Raw genomic sequence first — 21,663 nt, 5'->3', positions numbered from 1 at the left:
CCGCCTTTAGTTGCCGCTGAACATAGTGACGTTCCCGGGCTGGTAGCCGCTGCGCGTCGCGAAGATCTTGTATTGCTGCTGCCCCTGCGACTCGGTCGCCGTCACGCGCGCCTGCTCCAGCGCGTCCGCCCGTCCCTTCGCGGCGAGAACCGCGACGAGGTCGGAAAGCTGCTGGGATTGCAGCGCAAGGAGCTGGTTGCCGGCCTGAGCTGCCTGCAGCGCGCCACTCGCGGACTGGCTGGCGGTGATCAGCGACGTCATCGCGCTGGAGTTGGTCGAGATATTGCCGACGACGCCGGCCTGCACCTTCAGCGAATCCTCGAAAGCGCCCACCGAATTCTGCCACCGGGTTTGGGCAGCAGCGAACAGCGTGGCGTTGGATCCCGTGACTGGCGCCGCGCCGTAATTGGTGGAATAGGCGGTCTGGATGCGCTGAACGTTGAATGCGACATTCTGCGCTTGGCTCAGCAGCGATTGGGTCTGAGCAATCGACGACTGAAGCTGGGCCAGCGTTGACATCGGCAGGTTCGCGAGGTTTTTCGACTGGTTCACCAGGCTCTGCGCCTGATTGGTCAGCATCTGGATCTGATTGTTGATCTGCTGCAGTTCGCGCGCCGCGGTCAGAACGTTCTGGCTGAAGTTGCTGGGGTCGTAGACGAACACCTGCGCAGACGCCCGCGTCGTCAAAAGCGGCGGGATCGACAGGATCAGCGACAAGACCCTCGCGACCATTAAGGTACGGCGCGTCTTGCTAACGATCATGATTGCACCTCCAGGTTTGTCAGGTCAGGGATGAGATCGGCGGCCCAAAGGAGCTCGTGATCGGCGAGCCAGGCCGACGTAAAATCCTCGCGGCCGTGCTCGGCCAGCAGCCGTTCGATTGCGGCATGGTCGGCCTTTGACGATGCCGCGCAGAAGGCAAGCGCGATCGGCCCGAGGCCGAGCTCGAACAGCCGGTTGCCGCGTCGCGATTGGCAGTAGTAGTCCCGCTTCGGCGTCGCTCGCGCGATGATCTCGATCTGGCGATCGTTCAGACCAAAGCGCCGGTAGATTTCTGTGAGCTGCGGCTCGATGGCGCGCTCATTCGGCAGGAAGATACGCGTCGGGCAGCTCTCGACGATCGCGGGCGCGATGTTGCTGCCGTCGATGTCGGAGAGCGATTGGGTGGCGAAAACGACGGACGCGTTCTTCTTCCGCAACGTCTTCAGCCACTCGCGAAGCTGCTGGGCGAAGGCCGGGTCGTCCAGGACGAGCCAGCCCTCATCGATGATGAGGAGTGTCGGCCGCCCGTCGAGCCGTCCCTCGATGCGATGGAAGAGGTAAGTAAGGACGGCGGGAGCCGCGCCGGCACCAATTAGGCCTTCGGTTTCGAAAGCCTGGACTGATGCGAGGCCGAGTTGCTCAACTTCGGCATCGAGCAACCTGCCGGAGGGGCCGCCGACGCAATAGGGTTGCAGCGCCTGCTTGAGCGCGGTCGATTGCAACAGGACGTTCAGGCCGGTGATCGTCCGTTCCTCGACCGGCGAGGATGCCAGTGACGTCAGGGCCGACCAGACATGCTCCTTCGCGGTAGGATCGATGGTGACGCCTTCCTTGGCGAGGATTGCGGCCACCCATTCGGCAGCCCAGGCGCGCTCCGCTGCGTCGCCGATCCGTGCAAGCGGCTGAAGCGAGACGGAATCATCGGCGCTGTTTGACAGGCTTCCGCCGAGGTCGTGCCAGTCGCCGCCCATAGAGAGCGCCGCGGTACGGATCGAACCGCCGAAATCAAAGGCAAAGATCTGGCTTTTGCGGTAGCGGCGGAACTGGATCGCCATCAGCGCCAGCAGCACGGATTTGCCGGCGCCGGTTGGGCCGACGATCAGGGTATGTCCGACGTCGCCGACATGCAGCGAGAAGCGGAACGGCGTCGAGCCCTCGGTCTTGCCGAAGAAAAGCGGGGCGGCACGAAAATGCTCGTCGCTCGCCGGCCCAGCCCAGACCGCCGAAAGCGGAATCATATGGGCCAGGTTCAATGTCGAGAGCGGCGGCTGGCGAACATTGGCGTAGGTGTGTCCGGGCAGCGAGCCAAGCCAGGCTTCGAGCGCATTCACCCCTTCCACCATGCAGGTGAAGTCGCGTCCCTGGATCACTTTCTCGACAAGGCGAAGTTTTTCGGCGGCGCGGCCGGGGTCCTCATCCCAGACGGTAACGGTCGCGGTGACGTAGGCCTGGCCGACATCATCGGTGCCGAGTTCCTGCAACGCGAGATTGGCGTCAGTGGCCTTGTTGGCGGCGTCGCTGTCGACCAGTGTCGAGGCCTCGTTCGTCATCACCTCCTTGACGATGGCGGCGATCGACTTTCGTTTGGCGAACCACTGCCGGCGGATCCTGGTCAGCAGCTTCACGGCCTCGGTCTTGTCGAGGAGGATCGCGCGTGTCGACCAGCGGTAGGGGAACGCAAGCCGATTCAGCTCGTCGAGGATTCCCGGATGGGTCGCCGTCGGAAAGCCGACCACGGTGAGGGTGCGAAGGTGGTGGTCGCCGAGACGCGGCTCCAAGCCGCCAGCAAGCGGCTCGTCCGCGAGCAGCGCGTCGAGATACATCGGCGTCTCCGGGACGCGGACGCGCTGTTGGCGGGTCGAGACGGTCGAGTGCAGGTAAGTGAGCGTGTCGCCGTCATCCAGCCATTCCACCTCGGGCATGAATCCTTCGACCAGTTGCAGGACGCGGTTGGTCCGATCGACGAAGCCGCGCAGCAGCTCGTAGGGATCAACGCCGCTCTGCACACGGCCCTCATAGAGCCAGCCTTCGATCCGCGAGGCGTCCTCGGCTGGCGGGAGCCAGACGAAGGTCAGGAAATAACGGCTCTCGAAATGCGCACCGGCCTCCTCGAAAGCATCCCGCCGCTCCAGATCAACCAGCGCCGATGCGGGGTCGGGAAAGGCGCTATAAGGATAAGTTTGCGCGGCACTGCGCTGGGCTTCGACGAAGATCGCCCAGCCTGAGCCGAGACGGCGCAATGCGTTGTTGAGGCGGGCCGTCACACCGACCAGCTCCGCGGGCGTCGCGCTGTCGAGATCCGGACCACGGAAGCGCGCCGTCCGCTGGAACGATCCGTCCTTGTTGAGGACCACACCGCGTTCGACCAAAGCGGCCCAGGGTAGAAAGTCTGGAAGGCTGGCGGGGCGATTGCGATACTCAGCGAGGTTCAGCATAGCGGCCTCATGTGGCGAGGTATGGCGGATAGCGGAGGTGACGGCGAACGACGTCCACGAACTCTGGGTCGCGCTTGGCTGCCCAGACGGCCGCGGTGTGGCCCACGGCCCAGATCAGCGCACCGGGGATCCAGAGACGAAGGCCGAGCGCGATGGCAGCCGCCAACGTGCCGTTGGCGATCGCCACGGAGCGCGGCGCGCCGCCCATCAGGATGGGCTCGGTGAGCGCGCGATGGACCGGCGCGAAAAAGCCCGGCACCTCTGGATCGGCAACCGCAGCCATCAGACCAGCGCCCCACCCGAGAAGCTGAAGAACGTCAGGAAGAAGCTCGAGGCGGCGAAGGCGATCGACAGGCCGAAGACGATCTGGATCAGCCGGCGGAAGCCGCCGGCGGTATCGCCGAACGCAAGCGTCAGGCCGGTCACGGTGATGATGATGACTGAGATGATCTTGGCGACCGGACCCTGCACCGACTCCAGGATCTGATTGAGCGGCGTCTCCCAGGGCATCGAGGAGCCGGAGGCGTAGGCCGCCGGCGCGAACGCAATGGACATCAGGGCAATCGTCGCGACGTCGGTGAAGCGGCGTCGAACACGATGGACCGAAGGAAACTGAATCATGATGGGTCTCCGGAAAGTGAGATTTCGCCGCCCGCCTCGGCGGATTTGACGCGGTAATCGCCGGTGGCGGGATCGAGGCCGACGACGAGAGCAAGTTCAGCAAGGCGGCGTTCGCTGCCGCGGCCGCGCAGCACCGCGACGACATCAATCGTCTCGGCGATCAGCGCCTTGGGCACGGTGAGGACGGCTTCCTGGATGAGCTGTTCGAGGCGGCGGAGCGCGCCCAGTGCGGTGCCGGCGTGAATCGTTCCGATCCCGCCGGGGTGGCCTGTGCCCCAGGCTTTGAGAAGCTCCAAAGCTTCGCTGCCCCGCACCTCACCGACCGGGATGCGGTCGGGGCGCAAACGCAGCGACGATCGAACCAGATCGGACAGCGACGCGACGCCGTCCTTAGTGCGCAACGCGACCAGATTCGGAGCACGGCACTGTAGCTCGCGCGTGTCCTCGATCAGCACTACCCGGTCGCTGGTGCCGGCGATTTCGGCGAGCAGTGCATTGGTGAGCGTGGTCTTGCCGGTCGAGGTGCCACCAGCGACCAGAATGTTCTTGCGCGAGGCGACAGCGGCCTTCAGCGCAGTCGCTTGACCGGAGGTCATCGTGCCGGCCGCGACGTAGTCCTCGAGCGTAAAGACCGCGACCGCTGGCTTGCGGATCGCAAAGGCCGGCGCCGCAACGACAGGCGGGAGAAGCCCCTCGAACCTCTCTCCCGTCTCGGGAAGCTCGGCCGAGACGCGCGGCCTCTCGGCATGGACCTCAGCGCCGACATGGTGCGCGACCAGGCGCACGATCCGCTCGCCATCGGCGGCGGACATCGTGCGTCCGCTATCCTCCAGCCCGCCCGACAGCCGGTCGATCCAGAGCCGGCCGTCGGGGTTGAGCATCACCTCAACAATCGAGGGATCCTCGAGGAACGTCGCTATCGCCGGGCCAAGCGCGGTGCGCAGCATGCGTGCGCCACGCGAGAACGCTTCCGAATGGATTGAAGTGCCCACCACGATCGTCCCCCGTCGAACACCAATCGCAGTAAGCGGTCGGCGACGGGGATGGATAGAAAAGGCAGGAAATGGGTTAGTTCAACAAGTATTCAGACGTCGTAGGGATCCAGCGTAGAGCAGAGAGAAAATACTTGCTGTATGGAATGTGATATCCTAACCGTGCAACTCGGCTGGGCCGCGAAAAAATCCAGCAGCTTTTCCCCGGCTAATCCGCTTGCTGAACGCGCTCATCCGCTCCGTGAGCGTAAAAACGTGCTTGGCGATATCCAGACCGATTATGATAACCTCTGACACGGACGCCTCCCCTTAAGTGGAGCTCAACACCTCCGCTTTGGCTGCGGGCGTCCACTCCATCATAATTTCGAGCGGCGTCGATTATGCCGCTTGGTGTCCGCTGTACCCCAGAGAGCAGCAACAGGGAGGACTTCCGCGAGCGTCCGAGATGCACACGAGCTGACGCACCAGCCGCGGCTCGGGTCGCCTATATACGGCCGAAAACCGCCCACACCCCATCTTCGCGTCCCAGCTGCCGCGGCTCGCCGCCTTGGAGTACTCCGTGGCACGCTGCTCGAAGAAATTGGCGTGCTCGACGCCATTGAGAATCTCGACAAGCCACGGCAGCGGATGCGCCTTGAGCTGGGTGAATCCGCCCTCCTTGGCCTCAAAGAAGCCGAAGACCGGGGCAATCCGGAGCTGGCTAAGTCGCCAGTCGGCCACATAGCGGACGTAGGCGTGGATCTGCTCAGGCAGCATGCCCTCGATCTTGCCGAGGCCGAAGGCGAGATCGACGAAGTTCTCCTCCAGCTTCACCATGGTCTTTGCAACGTCGACGATGTCATCGCGGACGGAGGGCGTCACCGCGCCGGTTTCACTGTGCCATTCGTGAAATAGCTTGATGATGCCCTCGCAGTGGAGACTGTCGTCGCGCACCGACCAGCTTACGATTTGTCCCATGCCATTCATCTCTTGTTATGACGCGGGAAGTTGAGCAGCATGGCGAAGCTCGCGAACAACGCCATGCCTTCGGTGAAGGCGCCGAACATCGCCAGGGTGCGGGCGACATCAGCCACGGTATGGACGCCGAGTTCGTGCATGTAGTCCGCCTTGGCGCGCATCTCCGCATAGCCGCGGAATGCCTCGAACTCAGTCTTTGGCATGCCGAGCGTCTTGAGCAGAAGCGCATAGGCGTCGATGTGGACCGTCTCCATGTTGGTGAAGGCGGCCATCATCATCTGGACGGTGAGTGGCTGGAAGATCGGGATGTAGCACTTGAGATAGTTGTCGCCGACCTCGATGTCCGACTGAGTGAAGAAACGGAAGATCTGGGTGAGCAGCGCGCGCTCGTTGGCAGTGACACGATCCGACGCCCAATCCTTGAGGTCGGAGCCGAGCGGAACCTCCTCGCCCATCCAATGGGTCTGCTGCTGGCGTTTCCAGAACTCGTAAGCCCAGCCATAGCGAACAACGTCAATGCCGGTCGGCAGGGTAATTTCGCTGCACAAATTGGAGGTCGAGACCTTAAGGCCGAGGTCGCGCTGGTGCAATCGGGCCGAGAATTCTCATCAGGCCGACGCGGCGACGCGAGCGGATCATGAAGCGTTTCAAATCGTCCCGCCAAGCTCAACGGTTTCTGTCGGTTCACGATCAGGCCGCGAAGCTTTTCAGCATCCTCTATCCAGGAGCCGTCGCTGCCGACTTCCGTCGTGCTTCGCGCGAGCGAGCCTTTGCGACTTGGCGCGAGATCTCCACGACAAGCGCTATCGCCGAATCTCCAACCTCTGAGAATCCCCTTCTTCGGCTCAGCGGTCGATTAAGTTGTCGATGCCCACCCTCGATCTCGACATACGGCATGGAAACAGATGGATTCGAAATCGGCAAAGCTGTCATGAGCACGGCTTCTCTCTAGCCTGCCGACCGGACGGAACGTAACCGTGCAGGGAGCGAGGGCGTGATCCACTTAGGTGCACAGCCCCCTGGATCACACCCACGGCTATCTTCGGAAAACGAACCTGTCACGGCTCCAGCGCGACCTGCAAGCCCTTGCTGCCCTCAACATGAACATAACGGGGCCCGATCGGCCGACCCCTGCCGCTGGCGACTGTGACAATGTCTTGTAGAGGCGTGGCGCGCGCATCCGCCTCAGGGCGGGACAAGATCAGATCGGCGTGAAACAGCCCTTCTGATTCAAGACCGGTAGCATCGACGCCAAGAGCCGCCAAGCTGGCCAAACAACTTTCAAACTCGTCAGCATCGCGGAAGCGACGCTGGATAAATGTCGCGCCCGCAAGACGTTCTGTCACAAGACCACGCCTCGCGAACGTCGCGGCCAAGGAATCAAATGGGAACATTCGTAGGACGAAGGAGATGATCCATAGACGCTGATCTGTCGCATCGAGAATTTTGCTGAACGTTTTCTCGGTAACGTAGCCGATGCAACCCGTCGACATGATAACATCCGTGGAGCGGATAATGCGCGCGCTGTCCGTCGATAGCGCCTCCTTTTCAAGGTCAGCGACAACGCCCTGCTCCAGGAGACCAACATCCGTTGCATAGCTGATCGCCGGTGCCGACATATCGAGGCCGATAAACCGCGCCGAACCGACATCAGGCCAAGCTGCATAAAAATTTCGATCGAGATGCACCAGTGTCTCAGAACTGATCGCCCTCATCTCGCGCCGGGCGTAGCGGTGACGCAAGCCCCCAAAGGTCAGCGGAAACCGATGCACCGCTGCGTTGATGCCGTATGAACAGCCAACATCAAGCACGACCGGCTTAAGGCCGGTTGCCGAAGCTTTCGCTGCCAGAATTTGGCGCACAACCGGCTCAGCTACGTCCGGGATCATATAATCCAAGTCTCCCAGGACAGAGAAATATGCCCTTGGATCATCCAAAGCATAAATATCATCGAAGATAGCTTTAGACCGATTGATACGCGAAAAATCCGTTCGCAACCCAATGTCTCCCATTTCGTTTTGCAAGTCACTCGACGGCTGTTGCCTTCAAGTACTCGATGCCTTATCGCAGAGATTGGCCGAGGCAGAAACCCCATCGCGCGCTTTTCAGCGCTCGCTTCGTGAAACAGAGGGCAACCTCTTTATTGCAGAGCACGAGAAGATGAAGTGCCTCCAAAAGCAGACACGAGATTCTTCGGCATTTAAGTTGTGGCGTTGAGGGCTTCTTGAATGTAGAATGGCAGCCATTGTAATGACCACAAATTGAGCGCGAACGACTGCTCCCGTCCCCGGGCGCGACACGCTTGCGAAGCCATCCAAGATGCGCGCGCGGGGTCGAAGGGACCCGGCGCGCGCCAGGCGCGGACTGCCTGCATGACGCCGCAAGAGTTGAGCGATAGCCTCTGGATTGGTGGACACGCAACCTTCAAATGTGGCAGCGCCGCTCCGGTTCAAAACGCAAATGCCGGTGTCTTCCATAGAGATTCCAAACCAACGTGCTGGTTCATGAAGTTGCTCCCTTTCGTCAATCTGCTGGGCTCGATCCTACCGAACTTCGTGTCTTCGAGGAGCCGTCAGCGGCAATTACGACATGTGAACACGCCTCTAGGCGATTGAGCGGAGTCTATCGAAAAGGATGCATCCGCATGCGTTGACGAGATCGGCTGCGCACTATCGGTTCTCGCGCTGGAACTGCTTGCGAGGCACGGTCTTGAATCGCCGCCGCGATTGGATTTTCGCCTACGCGGCTAGCGATTCATCGGCCTATTAGGCGAGCTGCCCCTCACGTCGGCTCGCGCTCCTGATTATCCTCCAGTATCTCCTGCCGCAGCTTTGGACCTTGACTGAGCCGCCGCCCGAGCGCCGCGACGAAATTATCCCACCGCGCGGCCGCCTGCGCCCTCGCCGCCTTTGCAGCCGGCTCGGGGAGTGGTGGTGTCGTCGTCAGCCAGAAGCGAACGAACAACGCCAGGGTCTCGACCGAGATCCCCATGTCGCGTTCGAGCCGCGCGATGCGGCGATCGACCTGATCAAGTCGCTTGGCAACGGCAGCCTCCCGCCGTTCGTCTGCGTCCGGTGACAGGAAGGACGCGATCGCGGCTTCGGCGATGAGCGACATCGACTGCTCGCGCCGGGCGGCATAGGCCGACAGCGTTTTCATGACGTCTGGATCGAGATAGACCGATATCTGGGCTTTCTTCTTCGGCGAGGTCATGCCTGCCTCATAATCCGAGATCGTCGCCGGGATCGAGTGATGCTTGGCGCGCGACGCCCTGCATCATGTCGTTCATGCGCCCGAGCCGCGGAGCGTCTTCATCGAGTTCGTCGGCAAAATCGGGCGCGAACTCGTTGTCGATCGGTTCCTTCCTCTCCACGGTGTCCCGATCCAGTTCCGGCTGCTGCCGGCGGTCAGCCGTCTTCGGATCCTCTACGTCGGCCTGGTCGTCCGTCGACGCCGGTGGTGCCTTGGGGCGAGGCGGCAGTGGCCGTGAACTCCAATCGTCCGGCCGGTTGTCGATGGGCTTGGTCAGCGTCGGCGGTGCCAGGATGCGCTCCTGGAAACGGCTGTCCTCGTAATAGCGCGCCTTCTTGGCGCGGATCGGATGCAGACCCGACATCATGACGATCTCGTCTGATGGGGGGAGCTGCATCATCTCGCCAGGCGTCAGCAGCGGCCGGGCGGTCTCGGATCGCGACACCATGAGGTGACCGAGCCAAGGGGCCAGCCGGCTGCCGGCATAGTTCTTCATTGCCTTCATCTCGGTCGCCATGCCCAATGCGTCGGACACCCGCTTCGCCGTCCTTTCGTCGTTGGTTGCGAAGCTGACCCGAACGTGACAGTTGTCGAGGATCGAGTTGTTTGGCCCGTAGGCCTTCTCGATCTGGTTCAGCGATTGCGCTATCAGGAAACTCTTGATGCCGTAGCCGGCCATGAAGGCGAGCGCCGACTCGAAGAAGTCGAGCCGGCCGAGCGCGGGGAATTCGTCGAGCATCAAGAGGAGCCGCCGCTGGCCGGCCTTCGCCTGGAGATCCTCGGTCAAGCGGCGGCCGACCTGGTTGAGGATCAACCGGATCAGCGGCTTGGTGCGATTGATGTCCGATGGCGGCACGACGAGGTACAAGGTGGTGGCCCGGTCTCCGCCGAGAATGTCGGTGATCCGCCAGTCGCAGCGTCGCGTCACCTCCGCCACCACGGGGTCTCTGTAGAGGCCCAGGAACGACATCGCGGTGCTCAGTACCCCGGATCGCTCGTTGCCGGACTTGTTCAGCAGTTCCCGCGCGGCGGAGGCGACGACAGGATGGACGCCGGTCTCGCCGAGATGTGCCGTCCGCATCATCGCGGCGAGCGTCGATTCGATCGGCCGCTTGGGATCGGACAGGAAAGCCGCGACGCCGGCGAGCGTCTTGTCCTCCTCGGCATAGAGGACATGGAGTATCGCGCCAACCAGGAGCGCGTGACTGGTCTTCTCCCAGTGGTTCCGCTTCTCGAGGCTGCCTTCGGGGTCGACAAGGATATCAGCGATATTCTGGACATCGCGCACCTCCCACTCGCCGTGCCGGACTTCCAGCAAGGGGTTGTAGGCTGACGACTTCGTGTTGGTCGGATCGAACAGAAGCACGCGGCCATGCCGGGCACGGAAGCCGGCCGTGAGCTGCCAGTTCTCGCCCTTGATGTCGTGGACGATCGCAGAGCCGGGCCAGGTCAGCAGCGACGGGATAACAAGGCCAACGCCCTTGCCGCTCCGGGTCGGCGCGAAGCACAGGACATGCTCCGGCCCATCATGGCGGAGATAGGCGCGCTCGAACCGGCCGAGAACCACGCCGTCGGACCCGAGCAGACCAGCCTGTTCGATCTCCTGTGCCTCCGCCCACCGCGCCGAGCCATAGGTCTCGGCATTCTTGGCCTCGCGGGCGCGCCAGACCGACATGCCGATCGCGACCGCCGCGGCGATGATGCCGCCGGAGGCCGCGATGTAGGCGCCCTCGATGAAGATATGTGGCGCATAGGCATCGTAGGCGTACCACCACCAGAAGAAGGCGGGCGGCAGGTAAAACGGAAAATGGAACAGTTCGAACCAAGGCCTCCCGAGTTGCGCTTGGAAGCCCAGTTGCCAGGCTGTCCATTCCGTCGCGGTCCAAAAGGTCAGCAGGACGATCGCCAACACAGTGACGACCTGGCCCCAGAGTATCTTGGTCGCGGACATGGCGGCCGTCCTTTCCTTAAACTCGGTGATGGGGAGATTGCTCACAGACCGATCCCCCGGTTGCGCCCAAAACCCCAATCGACGCCACCGTCATCGCGCATGACGCCGGAGACGTGGCGGCCGAGCTGCTTTTCGAGTGAGGGGGTCCAAGGCACAAGCTGGAAGCCGAGACCGTCGTCGATCATGGCGAAGCGGCCGGAGGCGAGCGCGAAGCGCTGCCGATAGGTCCCAGTGACATACTCGCCGGCGCCCGACGGGTTGAACGGCTGGGCCGTCTCGGCGGCGAGCTTCTGGCCGAGCGCCTCTAACTCTCGGCGGCGAAGTGTGCCGACGAGGTTCTTCGCGAACACCACTCCACGCGCTCGGCGCTCAGCGAGACCTTGCTCGACAAGCTGTTCCGCCCGGCGTTCCATGGCTTCACGGACCTCGCCGCCGAAGCCGGCTTGGCCAAGCGCCACCGGATCACGGGCGACCGCCTGCCGGTCGAGCCATGTCGCGCCACTTGCGGTCACCTGCGCTTCGATCGTGAGATCGGAGCGAACGGCCAACGCCACGCGACGCTTCCCTCGCGCGTCATCGAATTTGCGGAGCTCGACAATCGAACCTGGGGTGCTGTCGCCGGCGGCGTCGAGGTCGGGGAGCCTGATGTGGTGGGTACGGCCATCGACGCCGTCGACCACGGCGTAGGCGGTCGCCTTGAGTTCGTCATCGAGACCACGGTCGACGAGGCGTCCGATGACGGGGACGTCGAGGCTTTCGCCTGATAGCACGTAGCTCGCGGTCGCGCGCTCGATGCCGCGTTCGGTCAGGCTGCGGTGAATACGCTTGATGATGTCGCCGCGCTCGCCGAGTTCGCGCAACGTTGTCTCGGCGCCCTCGTCCATGACCCATTGGCCTGGCCCGAGTTGATGAGCAAGGCCAAGGCTCTCCAGGCGACGCAGCCGGCCGACTTTCAGCGCGTGGAACTGATCGGGCCGCTGCCCCGGATCGGGCGCAAGGTCGATCACGCCGTGGCAACCTGCGTCGCGAACAAGCTGGCGATCGAGCTGTGTCCAGCGCTCGGCTTCGACCTGGCTCTCGAGCGAACGGCGAATGTCGAGATCAGAGCGCGGTCCAAGTTCTTGTGTGACCAGGTCCTGCGCACGGGCGCGCATTCCTTCCTTGATGTAGTCGCGGGAGATGACCAGGTCTTGACCATTCTCTGCGATGCCGCGCACGAGGATGTGGATGTGCGGGTGCTGCGTATTCCAGTGATCGACGGCAACCCAGTCGAGCCTAGTGCCGAGGTCCACTTCCATTCGGCTGACGAGCTCGCGCGCGAAGTCCTTGAGGTCCGTTATATCGGCCGCGTCCTCCGGTGAGACGATGAACCGGAAATGGTGCCGGTCATTCTGGCAGCGCTCACCGAACGCCTTGGGATCGGCATCGTCGGTGTCGGGGCCGAACAACCGGGCCTTTTCCCCGTCCCGGGTGACGCCCTCGCGCCGGAGATAGCCGAGGTGCGCGGCGAGCGGCGCGGAGTGCGCCGTGTGACGGACGACGCGGGTCTTGACCGTCACCAGACGCGAGCGGCCGGTGAGCAGACGGTTCGCCCGTTCACTGGCGAGCCGGCCGCGGCCGAAACGCGAATGACGATGGCTGGTGAGATGGCCGGCTCGTGAAAGGACACCGCCAGCGCGCTGAGCGGCGGCAAGCGCCTGGGCGATGAAAGGCTTGGCCCGCTGGCTCCTTGAGGAGCGGATGCGGCCAGGCCGAGGCTGAAATTCCTTCTCCTCAGTCATCGCCTGCCTCGGCAATGTGCAAAAGATAGGGTTCTTGCAATGAGTTGATGGTACGGCGCACATTGCGCGCCGAAGCTGCACATTGCCGGATCGGCAGAAAAGAAGAGCAACAACAACCGACCGACCGAGCCGCACATTGCGGCCTTTTATCTGGCCTTCGTTCGGTCGTTGCCTGCTCGTCTCCCTCGCCTGCTCTTTCTCCCTCGCAGGAATGCGCTAAGACACGCCTGAGCACGAATTCGCAATGGATTGCGGTGGCGAGCCGCCATCGCACGCGGGATGTCCAGATCTCCGCAGCATAGGTGCTCGCAGGTGCGCACCGATCTGGGTACTGATGTTGACCATGACTCACAGTCATTGCGATCGTCCCGTTGTCGAGAGCGCGACGAACAGGCCGTCCGACTGCGGCGCAATCGCCGAGAGGTCGTGCACGGGAACGGCAGCCGGCCTGTCGTGCGCCGGTCGATCGACTGTCGCTCGCGCGGCAGAGGACGGTCCCTCAGCGTGGCCGAAAAAGAGCGGCGCCCGCGTCCAGGATGGACGAGAAGAGGCCGCGAGGAGAAGAGGTCCTGGCGCCCTCTCCGCATCGACAAAAGGGATGATGGCCGCGACATAGGCGACGGTCTCGGCGGGTAGTGGACGATGTCTATCGCGAAAATCCTCGTAGCGGCCGGGGCCTGCATTGTAGGCCGCAAGGAAGCCTGGCGAGCCGTAGCGGTCGTGCAGCTCGCGCAGGAAGGCTGCACCAGCGAGGATGTTGTCACGGGGATCGAAGGGATCGCGTCCGAGACCATAGCGAGCACGCATGTCCGCCCAGGTCTTGGGCATGAGTTGCATCAGACCCAGCGCGCCTTTGGGTGACACGGCGCGCCGCTCGCCATGGCTCTCGATGTGCATGACGGCGTGTATCCATGCTGCCGGAATGCCAAAGCGCTGCGCGGCTTCCGCGATGTGAGTGGCATAGTGGTCGCTCGCCGGCTGACCGCGCGCCGGCGCCTTTTCTGCTGACACCGCCGGCATTGACCCGCCAATCACCAGCAGGCCGGTAAGGAGGAGAACGGCAAAGCCCGCCGTGGCTCCGCCATCACGGCGAGGCGTCGTGCTGCCTACCAGCGGTGCGCGCGGACCGCCGGTTTGACCACCGCTGTGCGCGGCGGCCGGCCGACGCTTGCGCAAAACGGAGGGATGAGACGGCTTTGCCGCGAACAAAGCGATGGAGCTTTCATGCGCCTTGTCGGCGGCAACCGTGGTGGGACCCTGCATGCAATCAGTCCCGCTCGGCACGCTGGGGTTGACGATTCCAGGTCAGCGTCCAGGCCGATTTGTCGTCGCCCGACTGGAAGAGATTGGCGCGGATCGGGCGCGGCAGCGTGGGATCATCGATGATGAGCGAAACATAGTCGCCGGCCTTCTCGCCCGTCCGCTTCCAACCGGCGCCGATCTCCGGGCCGTCGGCATCGCCGAGGCGGATGCGGTAGTCCGGCGCGTTCTCGGCATCCGAGGATTCGGCTGGAGTGAGGATGAGAATCCGCTCGAAGAAGAGCGTTTGAATGCGCCCGGTGAAGCCGGACTTGTCGCGGGTGAACTGACCGATTTGCGCCATGGGAAACCTCCTGGTTAGCGGGTTGAGGAGCGGGTCAATGGGTGGCGGCGCGCCAGACGAAACGGCCGTCGGCGGCCTCATCGGTCCAAAGCGGAACCGCGCGCGCGACGATCGAACTGACGGGCAGTGAGCCGAAATACCGGCCGTCCAGGCTGTCCGGGACCGTCGGGTTCATGAGAAAGACCTCACCCGGCTGAAGGGTGGTGCAACCGCTCCAACGCGGCAGCGGACGGCCGAGATGGTCGCGATCGTGTGCGGCGCCGACATCGACGGCATCGACGGTAATCGCATCGCCGGACCGGCACACGGTTTGCCCGGGCAGCGCCATCACATGCTTCAGCAACGGCACGCCTTTCGGAAGAAACCCGCCATCGGCGAGATATTTCGTGATCGGCTCCGGGAGCCGCACCAGAACCAGTTCAAGGGCATGCAGCTCTCCGACCGGTTGTAGTGCATAGAGCCCCGTCGGGGTGCTTGCGGTGGCGTTCCAAACCAGGCGCGGCGCAGGCTGAAAGAACGTCAGGCCAGCGGTGGCAAGCGCAGCAATGTACGTCAGCAGGACGTAACCAGCGCGGGTCATGGCGTGACGCTCCGGCGCTTGAGCCAGGCCACATGCTGCTCGCGCGTGTAGGCGCGCGGCACGTGGTCGGCGGCGAGACGGTTGTGCAGATGCCGCCAGTAATCGGGCGCGGCATCGGCCGGATTGACGGCGAGCGCCTCGATGGCATCGATCGCCTGCAACACGCGCTCGACCTTCGGCCAGCTATCGACGCGCAGCAGTATCTCGCCGCCCGGTCGGACGAATGGCAGCGTCTGGTAGCGCTGGCCCGCCTCCACGGCGCGCACGATGTCCATGCGCGACACCACGGTACCGTAGTCGTTCGATGCCCAGCGGACGAAGCCGAAAATGCTTCCGGGCGCAAAACTTGAAACGCTGCGGCGGCGGTCGAGGATCTTCTCTTCGACCCGACGACCGAAGCGCAGCCAATGCTCGATTCGCTTCTCGATCCAGGTCAGCTCGACATGGGTGAGCGCAACGCTCCGCCGATGGGAGGGCGGCACGGCACGCGGCGGCAAGGCCTCATTGTCGTTCATGACGGCTCTCCGGTCTCAGTGGGAATTCTCGCGCCAGCAATTCGCGCAGCATGTCGGCGACGGTGACGCCGCGTTGGAACGCGGCGACCTTGATGCGGCCGCGCAGCGCCGGCGAGACGTCGATTGTCAGGCGCGCGGTCAATGCTGCTGTGTTATCTGTGCGACGCCGCGACGCATCGCTGGCCTTGATCCAGCCTTCGGCATCGCCAGGTCGCGACGCGAAGCCGCGCTTGGAGGAGCGCCCGCTCATGGCGCGAGCCTCGCGACTTCGGCGCCGAGCGCCGTTATCTCGCCGGATGCGGTGCTCTGCTCGGCAAACTCGAAGACAAGCCGACCCGACTGCGCGGCGTCTGCGAAGACGACACGCTGCCCGATCGTGGTGGCGAGCACTGGCGGATCGTGATCGGCGAGCGTCTCCGCTGTCGCGCGGGCGATGCCTGTGCGCGTATCGCAGCGATTGAGCACGAAGCGAGCGGCGAGCTTCGGATGGTAGATGCGAGCCTCGCGCAGCAAAGCCAGCATCTCCGCCGACGCCCAGCCGTCGAATGGCGACGGCTGCACAGGAATCAGCACCAGGTCAGCGGCCAGCAGCGCCGATCGTATCAATCGGGCGACGCGCGGCGGCCCGTCAATGACGACATGATCGGCAGTGCGCGCGATCTCAGGCGCCTCGCGATGGAGTGTATCCCGCGCAAGGCCAATGACGCCGAATAGCGGCGAGAGGTTCTCCCGCGCCCGCTGCTGCGACCAGTCCAATGCCGAGCCTTGGGGGTCGGCATCGAGCAGCGTTACACGCTTTCCGCGGAGCGCCCATTCGCCGGCGAGGTGCAGCGCGAGCGTCGTCTTGCCGACGCCGCCTTTCTGGTTGAGCAGTGCGACAATCATCGCTTGCCTCCCGCCTTGTGATCGAGAAGCGGCAGCGATCGTTGGCTTGGGGGCGCGGTTGACGACGGCTCGGCGCTCGCGTCGGCGTTATCCGCATGACGCACGGGCCCACTACAATAGTTAGATTCCAGGTTAGACTCTAAGTTAGATTCTAATGCATGCGTGCGAAGTCCCGATGGGGCTGCGTGCGGAGTCCCGACAAGGATTGCATGCGAAGTCCCGAGCTCGTCCACAGCGCCATCCACAGGGGCGGTGGACAACTTCGCCGGCAGAATGCGCAGCAGCTCACGGCGGCCCTCGCGTTCGACGTACAAGCTGTAGCCGGGGAGTGGTTGGCGTGCGGCGATAAGCCGCATCTGCCGCGCGAAATCGGAGGCTCGCACCAGGCTGCCGGACTTCTTGTGGAGGTGCGCGATCTCAAACAACCATCCTCGTGGCTGTCGTCCGGCATGCTTGCGCGCGACGCGGTAGAGCCAGCGCTCGATCCCGCCGGTCAGGCGGAAGTAGGCCGGATCGATTGCAAGGACGAGGGAGCGATCGATGACGCCGCGGTAGAACCAGTCGGGGAGGACAAATTCCATGCCTTCCACGCGACCGTCGCGCCTCGCGCATTCCTCCCATTCATTGATCCAGGAGAATTGGTGGCGCCGCCAATGCTCGCCCTGCCGGATGGTGGTGCGGATGACGGTCGCCTGCAGACGGGCCAGTGCCCCCTTCAAGAGCTTGTAATCCCGCGCCCCGGTCTGTCGGCCGACCGCGATCAGAAGCTGGTAGGGCGTGAAGCGCAGGAAGCGCGAGGTCTTCAGACCAAGGTTCTCGGCCTCGACAATCTGGCTCGCCGCCCAAATCAGCACGTCGGCGTCCCAAATGGTCGCCATACCGTGCTCAGGGACTGCATAGACTTCGACACGTACATCGCCGGCCTGGTAGAGGATCGGCCGGGTACGCCTCGCCTTGGCAAGCGAGAAGAACGGCCGCTCCATCAGGTCGCGCTGATCGCGCGGGCTGGCGTCACCAGTGGCGACAACGAACGGATCGAGCTTGCTTCGCTCGCTGGGCGTGATGAGGCGTCGCGTCAGCATGGCAAGCGTTGCCTTAGCGATGCGCGTGGCCGGCTGCGCGGGCCTCGACGTAGCGAGGATCCGAGGTCGAGCTGCAAGCAGCCTGATCTGCCCAGGCTTCTAGATCGCCAACGGCGTAGACAACGCGGCCTCCGAGCTTGCGGAACGTCGGGCCGTTGCCATGGCAGCGGTATTTCTCAAGCGTGCGCGGCGAGAGGCCAAGGAGGCGCGCCGCCTCAGGGGTGCGCACGTAGCGCGTGGTGAGCTGCGCGGTCCGGTCGAGCATGGGAGATCTCCGTCTTGCCTCGAAGCGCCGCGGCCAAGTCGCGGCATGTCGGGGCCAGAGTGGCGGAGAGTTCAGGCGTTGGGGGTGGACGAAAATTCTTGCAGATGCATGTCCCCCCACGGTCGCAGCCAGGCGAACCGGGGCGTGACCAGCGGAGCGCGGGGAAGCGTCATCACGGCGCATGCGTGGAGCGATCGAAGGGCCGGTCAGAGGCCGCGCAGGAGTTTCAGATAGCCGCGCTCGACCAGGGCGATCGAATCATGGATGAGGCGGTTCGCAGCACGGCGCGCATGCGAATCTTTCCACTCGACCGAACGACGCTGGGCGTGGTCGGAGGCGAGCACCTTCGCTGCGACGTCTCGGGGGCTGCCCCCAGATTCATGCACGTCGAAGGCGTGAAGGAGCTGAATCAATCGCCGCTTCTTAAAGGGCGTCAGCCGCAGAGCCGCTGGAAGAAGGCCCAGACCGTGGCCGCCAAGATGGCGCACGAAGTATAGCGCGACGTCGAGCCGCAGCTCGGCCATGCCGTCAAGCGGCAGAAGCACAGCAGGACGTCGTGCGGCCTGCTCGTCTTGCAAGCGGACATGAAGTTCACCCGATCCGTCCGCAATCACCAGTTCGCGACCGTCAACATCCGTCCGCTCGACGAGCGGCAGTCCGAAGGCATTGTGATCGATCGAATGGATAGTTTTGAAGCCCGACGGCGCAGGTTCCAGGATCACTGTTCCAGGTGATGCCTCGGGCAGCCATATGGTTGGTTCGGGCCCAACCGGAGAGGCTGGGTCATGGGCGAAATCGCAACCCCCAACGACGTGCGAGACTTGAACGGACGGTCTCGGGATCAACGCCGTCGCGCGCGATCTGCCGCTGTGTGCGGGCGAAATCGCGGCGATATTCAGCATTGCGGCGCAGGAACTCAAGCGCGAAGCCCGGACGCTCGAGCCGCTTCAGGCGCTCAATCGTCTCCGGCGAGCGCCAATACTGTGTGGGCATGGTGTGTCCTCCTGCTTCTTCTTGTTCTGTCCTCCCGAAGGAGGGACACACCACGATCGGGAAAGACGGCCCGGCAAACTAGACCCATAGGTTGCATCACCTACGGCCACAATTTGTGTGACGGGCGACCCCGGTTACTGCATTTGCGGATCCAACAGATGCCGGTATCCGGCTTTCGTCATCCATTGGGCGCGCGCGAGATGGCTCTCATGGACGATTTTGGCGCGCTCGGGTTCTCGGGCGGGATCGAGACGGAAGATCACCTGCACGACCTCACGCCAGTCGGCCCCCTCTTCTTCAGCCATCAATAATTGAACATAGATCGCGAGATGTTGCTCATCATAGGCGTTCACACGGTCGGTCTGTGGCGGCCGGTCCTGAAATGGCAATTCGTTCATTGCAATCGTCCCCTCAAAATCGAACTAACGTCAGACATCCACTTGCCGTGGAACTTGGCAAGCCGCGAAATGCCGCGTCGCGATGCGCAGACTGCATCACGGTGCTCCCCAGAGACGGCTAACAGGCCCCAGACAGAGCCTATGAATAATATTGCGTCGTACGAATCGGAACGATCGTTCCTGGAACGATCGTTCCGATGTGAGTTCCCTTATCGCCATGGATCTCAAGGAGGTCATGGCGGTCAATCTGCGTCGGATCCGTCATGTGAAGAAGATGTCGCAGGAAGAATTGGCCGATAGCGCCGGACTAAGCGTCCGCTACGTCGGCTCAATCGAACGCGCCGACGTGTCGGCCAGCGTGACGGTGCTGGGTCGGATCGCGAAGGCGCTGGGCGTCGAAGCAAGCGACCTGATTAAGCGGACGACGGTTCATTCCACTCGCGGTCGATGATAGGTACGTTTGTGCTAGGCTGCGGCACCGGCGCGTTGGAAATCACCTAAGCCTGGTAGAAGATCGGCTTTGGGCGTAAATCTGCTCTGGCCCGACGGTTGTTGCTCTGTTCGAAGGACCGAAGGGGTGATGGTTGGCAGAGCGGAGCCTGTGCTATGACGACGCTATACGAGCACTTGCCAGACGACATCCGCGAAGTGGTGGATGCCTACGTTGCGGAACTCAGGCCCCAACCTTGGCCAATTCGCTTCCGCGCACTAGTTGATCTGCTCCAAGAAAAGTTGGACACCAGCGCCGCGACGGAGCGCTGGCGTCTGATTCAAGAATGGACGGGCATAGTGACGGCGACGTTGGAGCATTTGCCGCCCCACAGTTCGGTCGTCGAATGCCTGGGGCTGATGAGCATAAGCTTCAACGATCAATGGCGCGCTCAGGCGCTCGGCCAGATCGACCGAGACCCTACAGTGATAGACCGACTCATCGCAATCTGTCCCGACTGGGATGACATCGTCGATAGCCTGGCGGAGGCCCATCAAGGACGGCCGATCAAACCGGTACGCGGGCGCTGACCGGCATCTGTTACGCCCTCTGCTGGCGGCCGGACGGCGAACGAGGTGCCTTCGCGATTCTCGAGCGGGGTGATGCCCCGCCCGGACCAGCCGGGCGAGGCATCGTGGGTCGGATCAGTCGCCGTTGCGGCGGCTGGGGCGGGACCAGATCAGGCTGAAGCCCTCACCATCCTCGTCGTCGAAGAGGTTGGCGAAGATCGGAGCGGTGAAGCTCGGATCGTCGAGCTTGAGGCTCAGATAGTCGCGGCCCTCGTTGGAGCGCTTGGACCAGCCGGCCCCGATCTCAACTCGGCCGACATAGACCCGGTGGCTCGGTGCGTTCTCGCCGGAGCGGTTGGCTTCGGGGACGATCCGGACGTTCCTGGCCTGGAGCGAGAGGGTCACGATTTCGCCGGTCAGTTCGTTGCCGGTCTTCTTGAAGGTGCCGATGGTCGCCATGGTAGTTCTCCTTGATCTCTGTTTTCCGAGCCCGCACCTTGCGGCCTCGATGGTGATCGACAGGCCGGAGGCGACCGACGGCGCACCCCGAAGGGGCCTGACAGCAAAGGAGCAACTTTCTTGGCTCGCGCGAGGAATGACGGCGCAGCCGGCAGGGGAAGAAAGTTGTGACGCCGCTGTTGCGCCTTAGGCGGTCGAGGCGTCAGCCGTCCTTCGGGCAGATCAATCCATCGAAGAGGTCGTTGGTGCGCTCGGCCTACAGAACTGACGTCAAGGAGAATGTGGCGAGTTCGACCGCACCGAGAGGCCGGCAACTGAGTTCGATGGTGACACGCGCCCTCTCCCTTCAGCAACGGACGGATTTGGCGTCGTGATTACACGTCGGCCGCGCGGCCCGTTCACATTTATTGTCGGCCGTATCCTTGAGATACGACCGCCTGGTCCATGCCTCCATGATCGCCGTGACGAAGCCGGAGCGCAAGCTCGACGATCGGAGCTTCAACGGCCAGCCCGCTCTTGTTCGAATTTCGACGATGGGGAGCGCGAGTACGCTGGAGGTCTTGTCCAGTCCCGCCGCAATTGATGTGACGCTATCAGTCACAGCAATCATAGCCCAACAGGTCCGGGTGCGGCCATTCCCGTGAAGCGCATGAATGCCGTGATGCTGACGGCAATGGCGCCGACGACGGCAAATAAAGTCTGCCAGATCGGTGAAGGCACCGCCATCAGGGCGATTCCGTGTGTGGCCCTGTAACCGGCGACGGTCGCGGGCGCAACGTAGAGGAGGATGATCAGGAGCCGAAGCCAAGCCCATGGCGCGAGAGCGAGCACAAGCTGGCCGACACCAAAGGTCGCACCGCCCGCCACGAGGCCCATTGCAATGCCGCCAAACATGCCGGCGCCGGTATGGAAGGCCCAGACGCCGATCGTCAAGCCAACGAAGAGGGGCAGTGCGAAAGCAGCAAGCATGAGCAGCAGCCAGCAGAAGAAACCGATGCCGAAGATGACGAGTAGCGGTCCTAGGATGATCATGGTGGTGGGCTCCGTGAGATAACGGTTTGACGGTCGCGCCTTCCACCACCACCACGGCGCGAGCGTGAGTATAGCCGCAAATAGGCGCTGTCAAAATGCCA

The 21,663-nt window shown here is 63.2% G+C and carries 26 protein-coding genes and 1 pseudogene; 3 read left to right on the top strand and 24 right to left on the bottom strand.

The annotated features are described in order from the left end of the window. Positions 1-6 precede the first annotated feature (6 nt). The 7 genes from trbJ to J2R80_RS19245 all read right to left on the bottom strand — a co-directional run bounded on the left by trbJ (position 7) and on the right by J2R80_RS19245 (position 6,315). Positions 7-762 carry a P-type conjugative transfer protein TrbJ gene (gene trbJ, locus J2R80_RS19275; protein WP_253639157.1) on the bottom strand — a complete coding sequence of 252 codons (756 nt, stop codon included), beginning with the start codon at positions 760-762 and terminating at the stop codon, positions 7-9. Beyond that, positions 759-3,197 carry a conjugal transfer protein TrbE gene (trbE, locus tag J2R80_RS19270; RefSeq protein ID WP_253639156.1) on the bottom strand — a complete coding sequence of 813 codons (2,439 nt, stop codon included), beginning with the start codon at positions 3,195-3,197 and terminating at the stop codon, positions 759-761. Before trbE ends, trbJ begins: the two co-directional genes overlap by 4 nt. A gap of 7 nt (positions 3,198-3,204) precedes the next feature. Then, entirely contained in the window at positions 3,205-3,480 is a 276-nt protein-coding gene (locus J2R80_RS19265; RefSeq protein WP_253639155.1) for a VirB3 family type IV secretion system protein, read from the bottom strand. Then, positions 3,480-3,818 carry a TrbC/VirB2 family protein gene (locus J2R80_RS19260; protein WP_253639154.1) on the bottom strand — a complete coding sequence of 113 codons (339 nt, stop codon included), beginning with the start codon at positions 3,816-3,818 and terminating at the stop codon, positions 3,480-3,482. The genes J2R80_RS19265 and J2R80_RS19260 overlap by 1 nt, the downstream gene beginning before the upstream one ends. Further along, positions 3,815-4,765: a P-type conjugative transfer ATPase TrbB gene (gene trbB, locus J2R80_RS19255; RefSeq protein ID WP_253639153.1), complete on the bottom strand. Its 951-nt coding sequence runs from the start codon at positions 4,763-4,765 to the stop codon at positions 3,815-3,817. The genes J2R80_RS19260 and trbB overlap by 4 nt, the downstream gene beginning before the upstream one ends. Positions 4,766-5,188: 423 nt before the next feature. Further along, positions 5,189-5,776: a ribonucleotide-diphosphate reductase subunit beta gene (locus J2R80_RS19250; protein WP_253639152.1), complete on the bottom strand. Its 588-nt coding sequence runs from the start codon at positions 5,774-5,776 to the stop codon at positions 5,189-5,191. After that, positions 5,773-6,315 carry a ribonucleotide-diphosphate reductase subunit beta gene (locus tag J2R80_RS19245; RefSeq protein ID WP_253639151.1) on the bottom strand — a complete coding sequence of 181 codons (543 nt, stop codon included), beginning with the start codon at positions 6,313-6,315 and terminating at the stop codon, positions 5,773-5,775. Before J2R80_RS19245 ends, J2R80_RS19250 begins: the two co-directional genes overlap by 4 nt. A gap of 40 nt (positions 6,316-6,355) precedes the next feature. Between J2R80_RS19245 and J2R80_RS19240 the strand changes: the two are divergent. Next, a pseudogene (locus tag J2R80_RS19240) lies at positions 6,356-6,627 on the top strand (IS6 family transposase); the annotation flags it as partial. A 198-nt stretch (positions 6,628-6,825) separates the two neighbouring features. Here J2R80_RS19240 and J2R80_RS19235 read toward each other — a convergent pair. From J2R80_RS19235 to J2R80_RS19165, 15 genes are all read right to left on the bottom strand, one after another. Continuing rightward, complete coding sequence (locus tag J2R80_RS19235) at positions 6,826-7,779, bottom strand: class I SAM-dependent methyltransferase (protein ID WP_253639150.1); 954 nt, start codon at positions 7,777-7,779, stop codon at positions 6,826-6,828. A 769-nt stretch (positions 7,780-8,548) separates the two neighbouring features. Continuing rightward, positions 8,549-8,980: a CopG family transcriptional regulator gene (locus tag J2R80_RS19230; protein ID WP_253639149.1), complete on the bottom strand. Its 432-nt coding sequence runs from the start codon at positions 8,978-8,980 to the stop codon at positions 8,549-8,551. Positions 8,981-8,987: 7 nt separating this feature from the next. Further along, positions 8,988-10,970, bottom strand: a complete 1,983-nt coding sequence (locus J2R80_RS19225; RefSeq protein WP_253639148.1) for a conjugal transfer protein TraG — start codon at positions 10,968-10,970, stop codon at positions 8,988-8,990. Positions 10,971-11,011: 41 nt separating this feature from the next. Next, a complete protein-coding gene (locus J2R80_RS19220) occupies positions 11,012-12,751 on the bottom strand; it encodes a VirD2 family relaxase/mobilization nuclease (protein ID WP_253640988.1) in 1,740 nt (579 codons plus the stop codon). A 354-nt stretch (positions 12,752-13,105) separates the two neighbouring features. After that, complete coding sequence (locus J2R80_RS19215) at positions 13,106-14,014, bottom strand: lytic transglycosylase domain-containing protein (RefSeq protein ID WP_253639147.1); 909 nt, start codon at positions 14,012-14,014, stop codon at positions 13,106-13,108. A gap of 4 nt (positions 14,015-14,018) precedes the next feature. Beyond that, positions 14,019-14,354 (bottom strand): DUF736 domain-containing protein, encoded by a 336-nt coding sequence (locus J2R80_RS19210; RefSeq protein ID WP_253639146.1) that lies wholly within the window; start codon positions 14,352-14,354, stop codon positions 14,019-14,021. Between the two features lie 34 nt (positions 14,355-14,388). After that, entirely contained in the window at positions 14,389-14,934 is a 546-nt protein-coding gene (locus J2R80_RS19205) for a S26 family signal peptidase (protein ID WP_253639145.1), read from the bottom strand. Then, entirely contained in the window at positions 14,931-15,449 is a 519-nt protein-coding gene (locus J2R80_RS19200) for a DUF2840 domain-containing protein (RefSeq protein WP_253639144.1), read from the bottom strand. The genes J2R80_RS19205 and J2R80_RS19200 overlap by 4 nt, the downstream gene beginning before the upstream one ends. Then, positions 15,436-15,699 carry a hypothetical protein gene (locus tag J2R80_RS19195; RefSeq protein ID WP_253639143.1) on the bottom strand — a complete coding sequence of 88 codons (264 nt, stop codon included), beginning with the start codon at positions 15,697-15,699 and terminating at the stop codon, positions 15,436-15,438. The genes J2R80_RS19200 and J2R80_RS19195 overlap by 14 nt, the downstream gene beginning before the upstream one ends. After that, a complete protein-coding gene (gene parA / locus J2R80_RS19190; protein WP_253639142.1) occupies positions 15,696-16,334 on the bottom strand; it encodes a ParA family partition ATPase in 639 nt (212 codons plus the stop codon). The genes J2R80_RS19195 and parA overlap by 4 nt, the downstream gene beginning before the upstream one ends. Beyond that, positions 16,331-17,416: a replication initiator protein A gene (locus tag J2R80_RS19185; protein ID WP_253639141.1), complete on the bottom strand. Its 1,086-nt coding sequence runs from the start codon at positions 17,414-17,416 to the stop codon at positions 16,331-16,333. The genes parA and J2R80_RS19185 overlap by 4 nt, the downstream gene beginning before the upstream one ends. Before the next feature lie 13 nt (positions 17,417-17,429). Next, on the bottom strand, positions 17,430-17,681 hold the full coding sequence (locus J2R80_RS19180) for an AlpA family transcriptional regulator (RefSeq protein WP_253639140.1): 252 nt from the start codon (positions 17,679-17,681) through the stop codon (positions 17,430-17,432). Between the two features lie 206 nt (positions 17,682-17,887). Continuing rightward, positions 17,888-18,403, bottom strand: a complete 516-nt coding sequence (locus tag J2R80_RS19175; protein ID WP_253639139.1) for a DUF2285 domain-containing protein — start codon at positions 18,401-18,403, stop codon at positions 17,888-17,890. 61 nt (positions 18,404-18,464) lie between these two features. Then, on the bottom strand, positions 18,465-18,674 hold the full coding sequence (locus J2R80_RS19170) for a transcriptional regulator domain-containing protein (protein ID WP_253639138.1): 210 nt from the start codon (positions 18,672-18,674) through the stop codon (positions 18,465-18,467). Positions 18,675-18,808: 134 nt separating this feature from the next. After that, positions 18,809-19,072: a DUF2285 domain-containing protein gene (locus tag J2R80_RS19165; protein WP_253639137.1), complete on the bottom strand. Its 264-nt coding sequence runs from the start codon at positions 19,070-19,072 to the stop codon at positions 18,809-18,811. Between the two features lie 217 nt (positions 19,073-19,289). On the opposite strand from J2R80_RS19165, the gene J2R80_RS19160 reads away from it, so the two are divergent. Together J2R80_RS19160 and J2R80_RS19155 are read left to right on the top strand one after the other, a co-directional pair. Continuing rightward, positions 19,290-19,523, top strand: a complete 234-nt coding sequence (locus J2R80_RS19160) for a helix-turn-helix domain-containing protein (RefSeq protein ID WP_253639136.1) — start codon at positions 19,290-19,292, stop codon at positions 19,521-19,523. A 155-nt stretch (positions 19,524-19,678) separates the two neighbouring features. Next, the gene (locus tag J2R80_RS19155) at positions 19,679-20,092 is read left to right on the top strand and encodes a hypothetical protein (RefSeq protein WP_253639135.1); all 414 of its coding nucleotides are present in this window, start codon (positions 19,679-19,681) and stop codon (positions 20,090-20,092) included. A gap of 114 nt (positions 20,093-20,206) precedes the next feature. Here the strand turns inward: J2R80_RS19155 and J2R80_RS19150 are convergent, their stop codons facing one another. Together J2R80_RS19150 and J2R80_RS19145 are read right to left on the bottom strand one after the other, a co-directional pair. Then, entirely contained in the window at positions 20,207-20,530 is a 324-nt protein-coding gene (locus J2R80_RS19150) for a DUF736 domain-containing protein (RefSeq protein WP_253639134.1), read from the bottom strand. Positions 20,531-21,136: 606 nt separating this feature from the next. Then, positions 21,137-21,562, bottom strand: coding sequence for a hypothetical protein (locus tag J2R80_RS19145; RefSeq protein ID WP_253639133.1), 426 nt, complete (start codon positions 21,560-21,562; stop codon positions 21,137-21,139). Positions 21,563-21,663: the final 101 nt, after the last annotated feature.

Origin of the sequence: Bradyrhizobium sp. USDA 4541 (assembly GCF_024171085.1) — a bacterium.
In the GTDB taxonomy this organism is placed as follows: Bacteria; Pseudomonadota; Alphaproteobacteria; order Rhizobiales; family Xanthobacteraceae; genus Bradyrhizobium; species Bradyrhizobium australafricanum.
The sequence above is the reverse complement of the archived record's forward strand: the minus strand, read 5'-3'. Positions and strand labels throughout refer to the sequence as shown.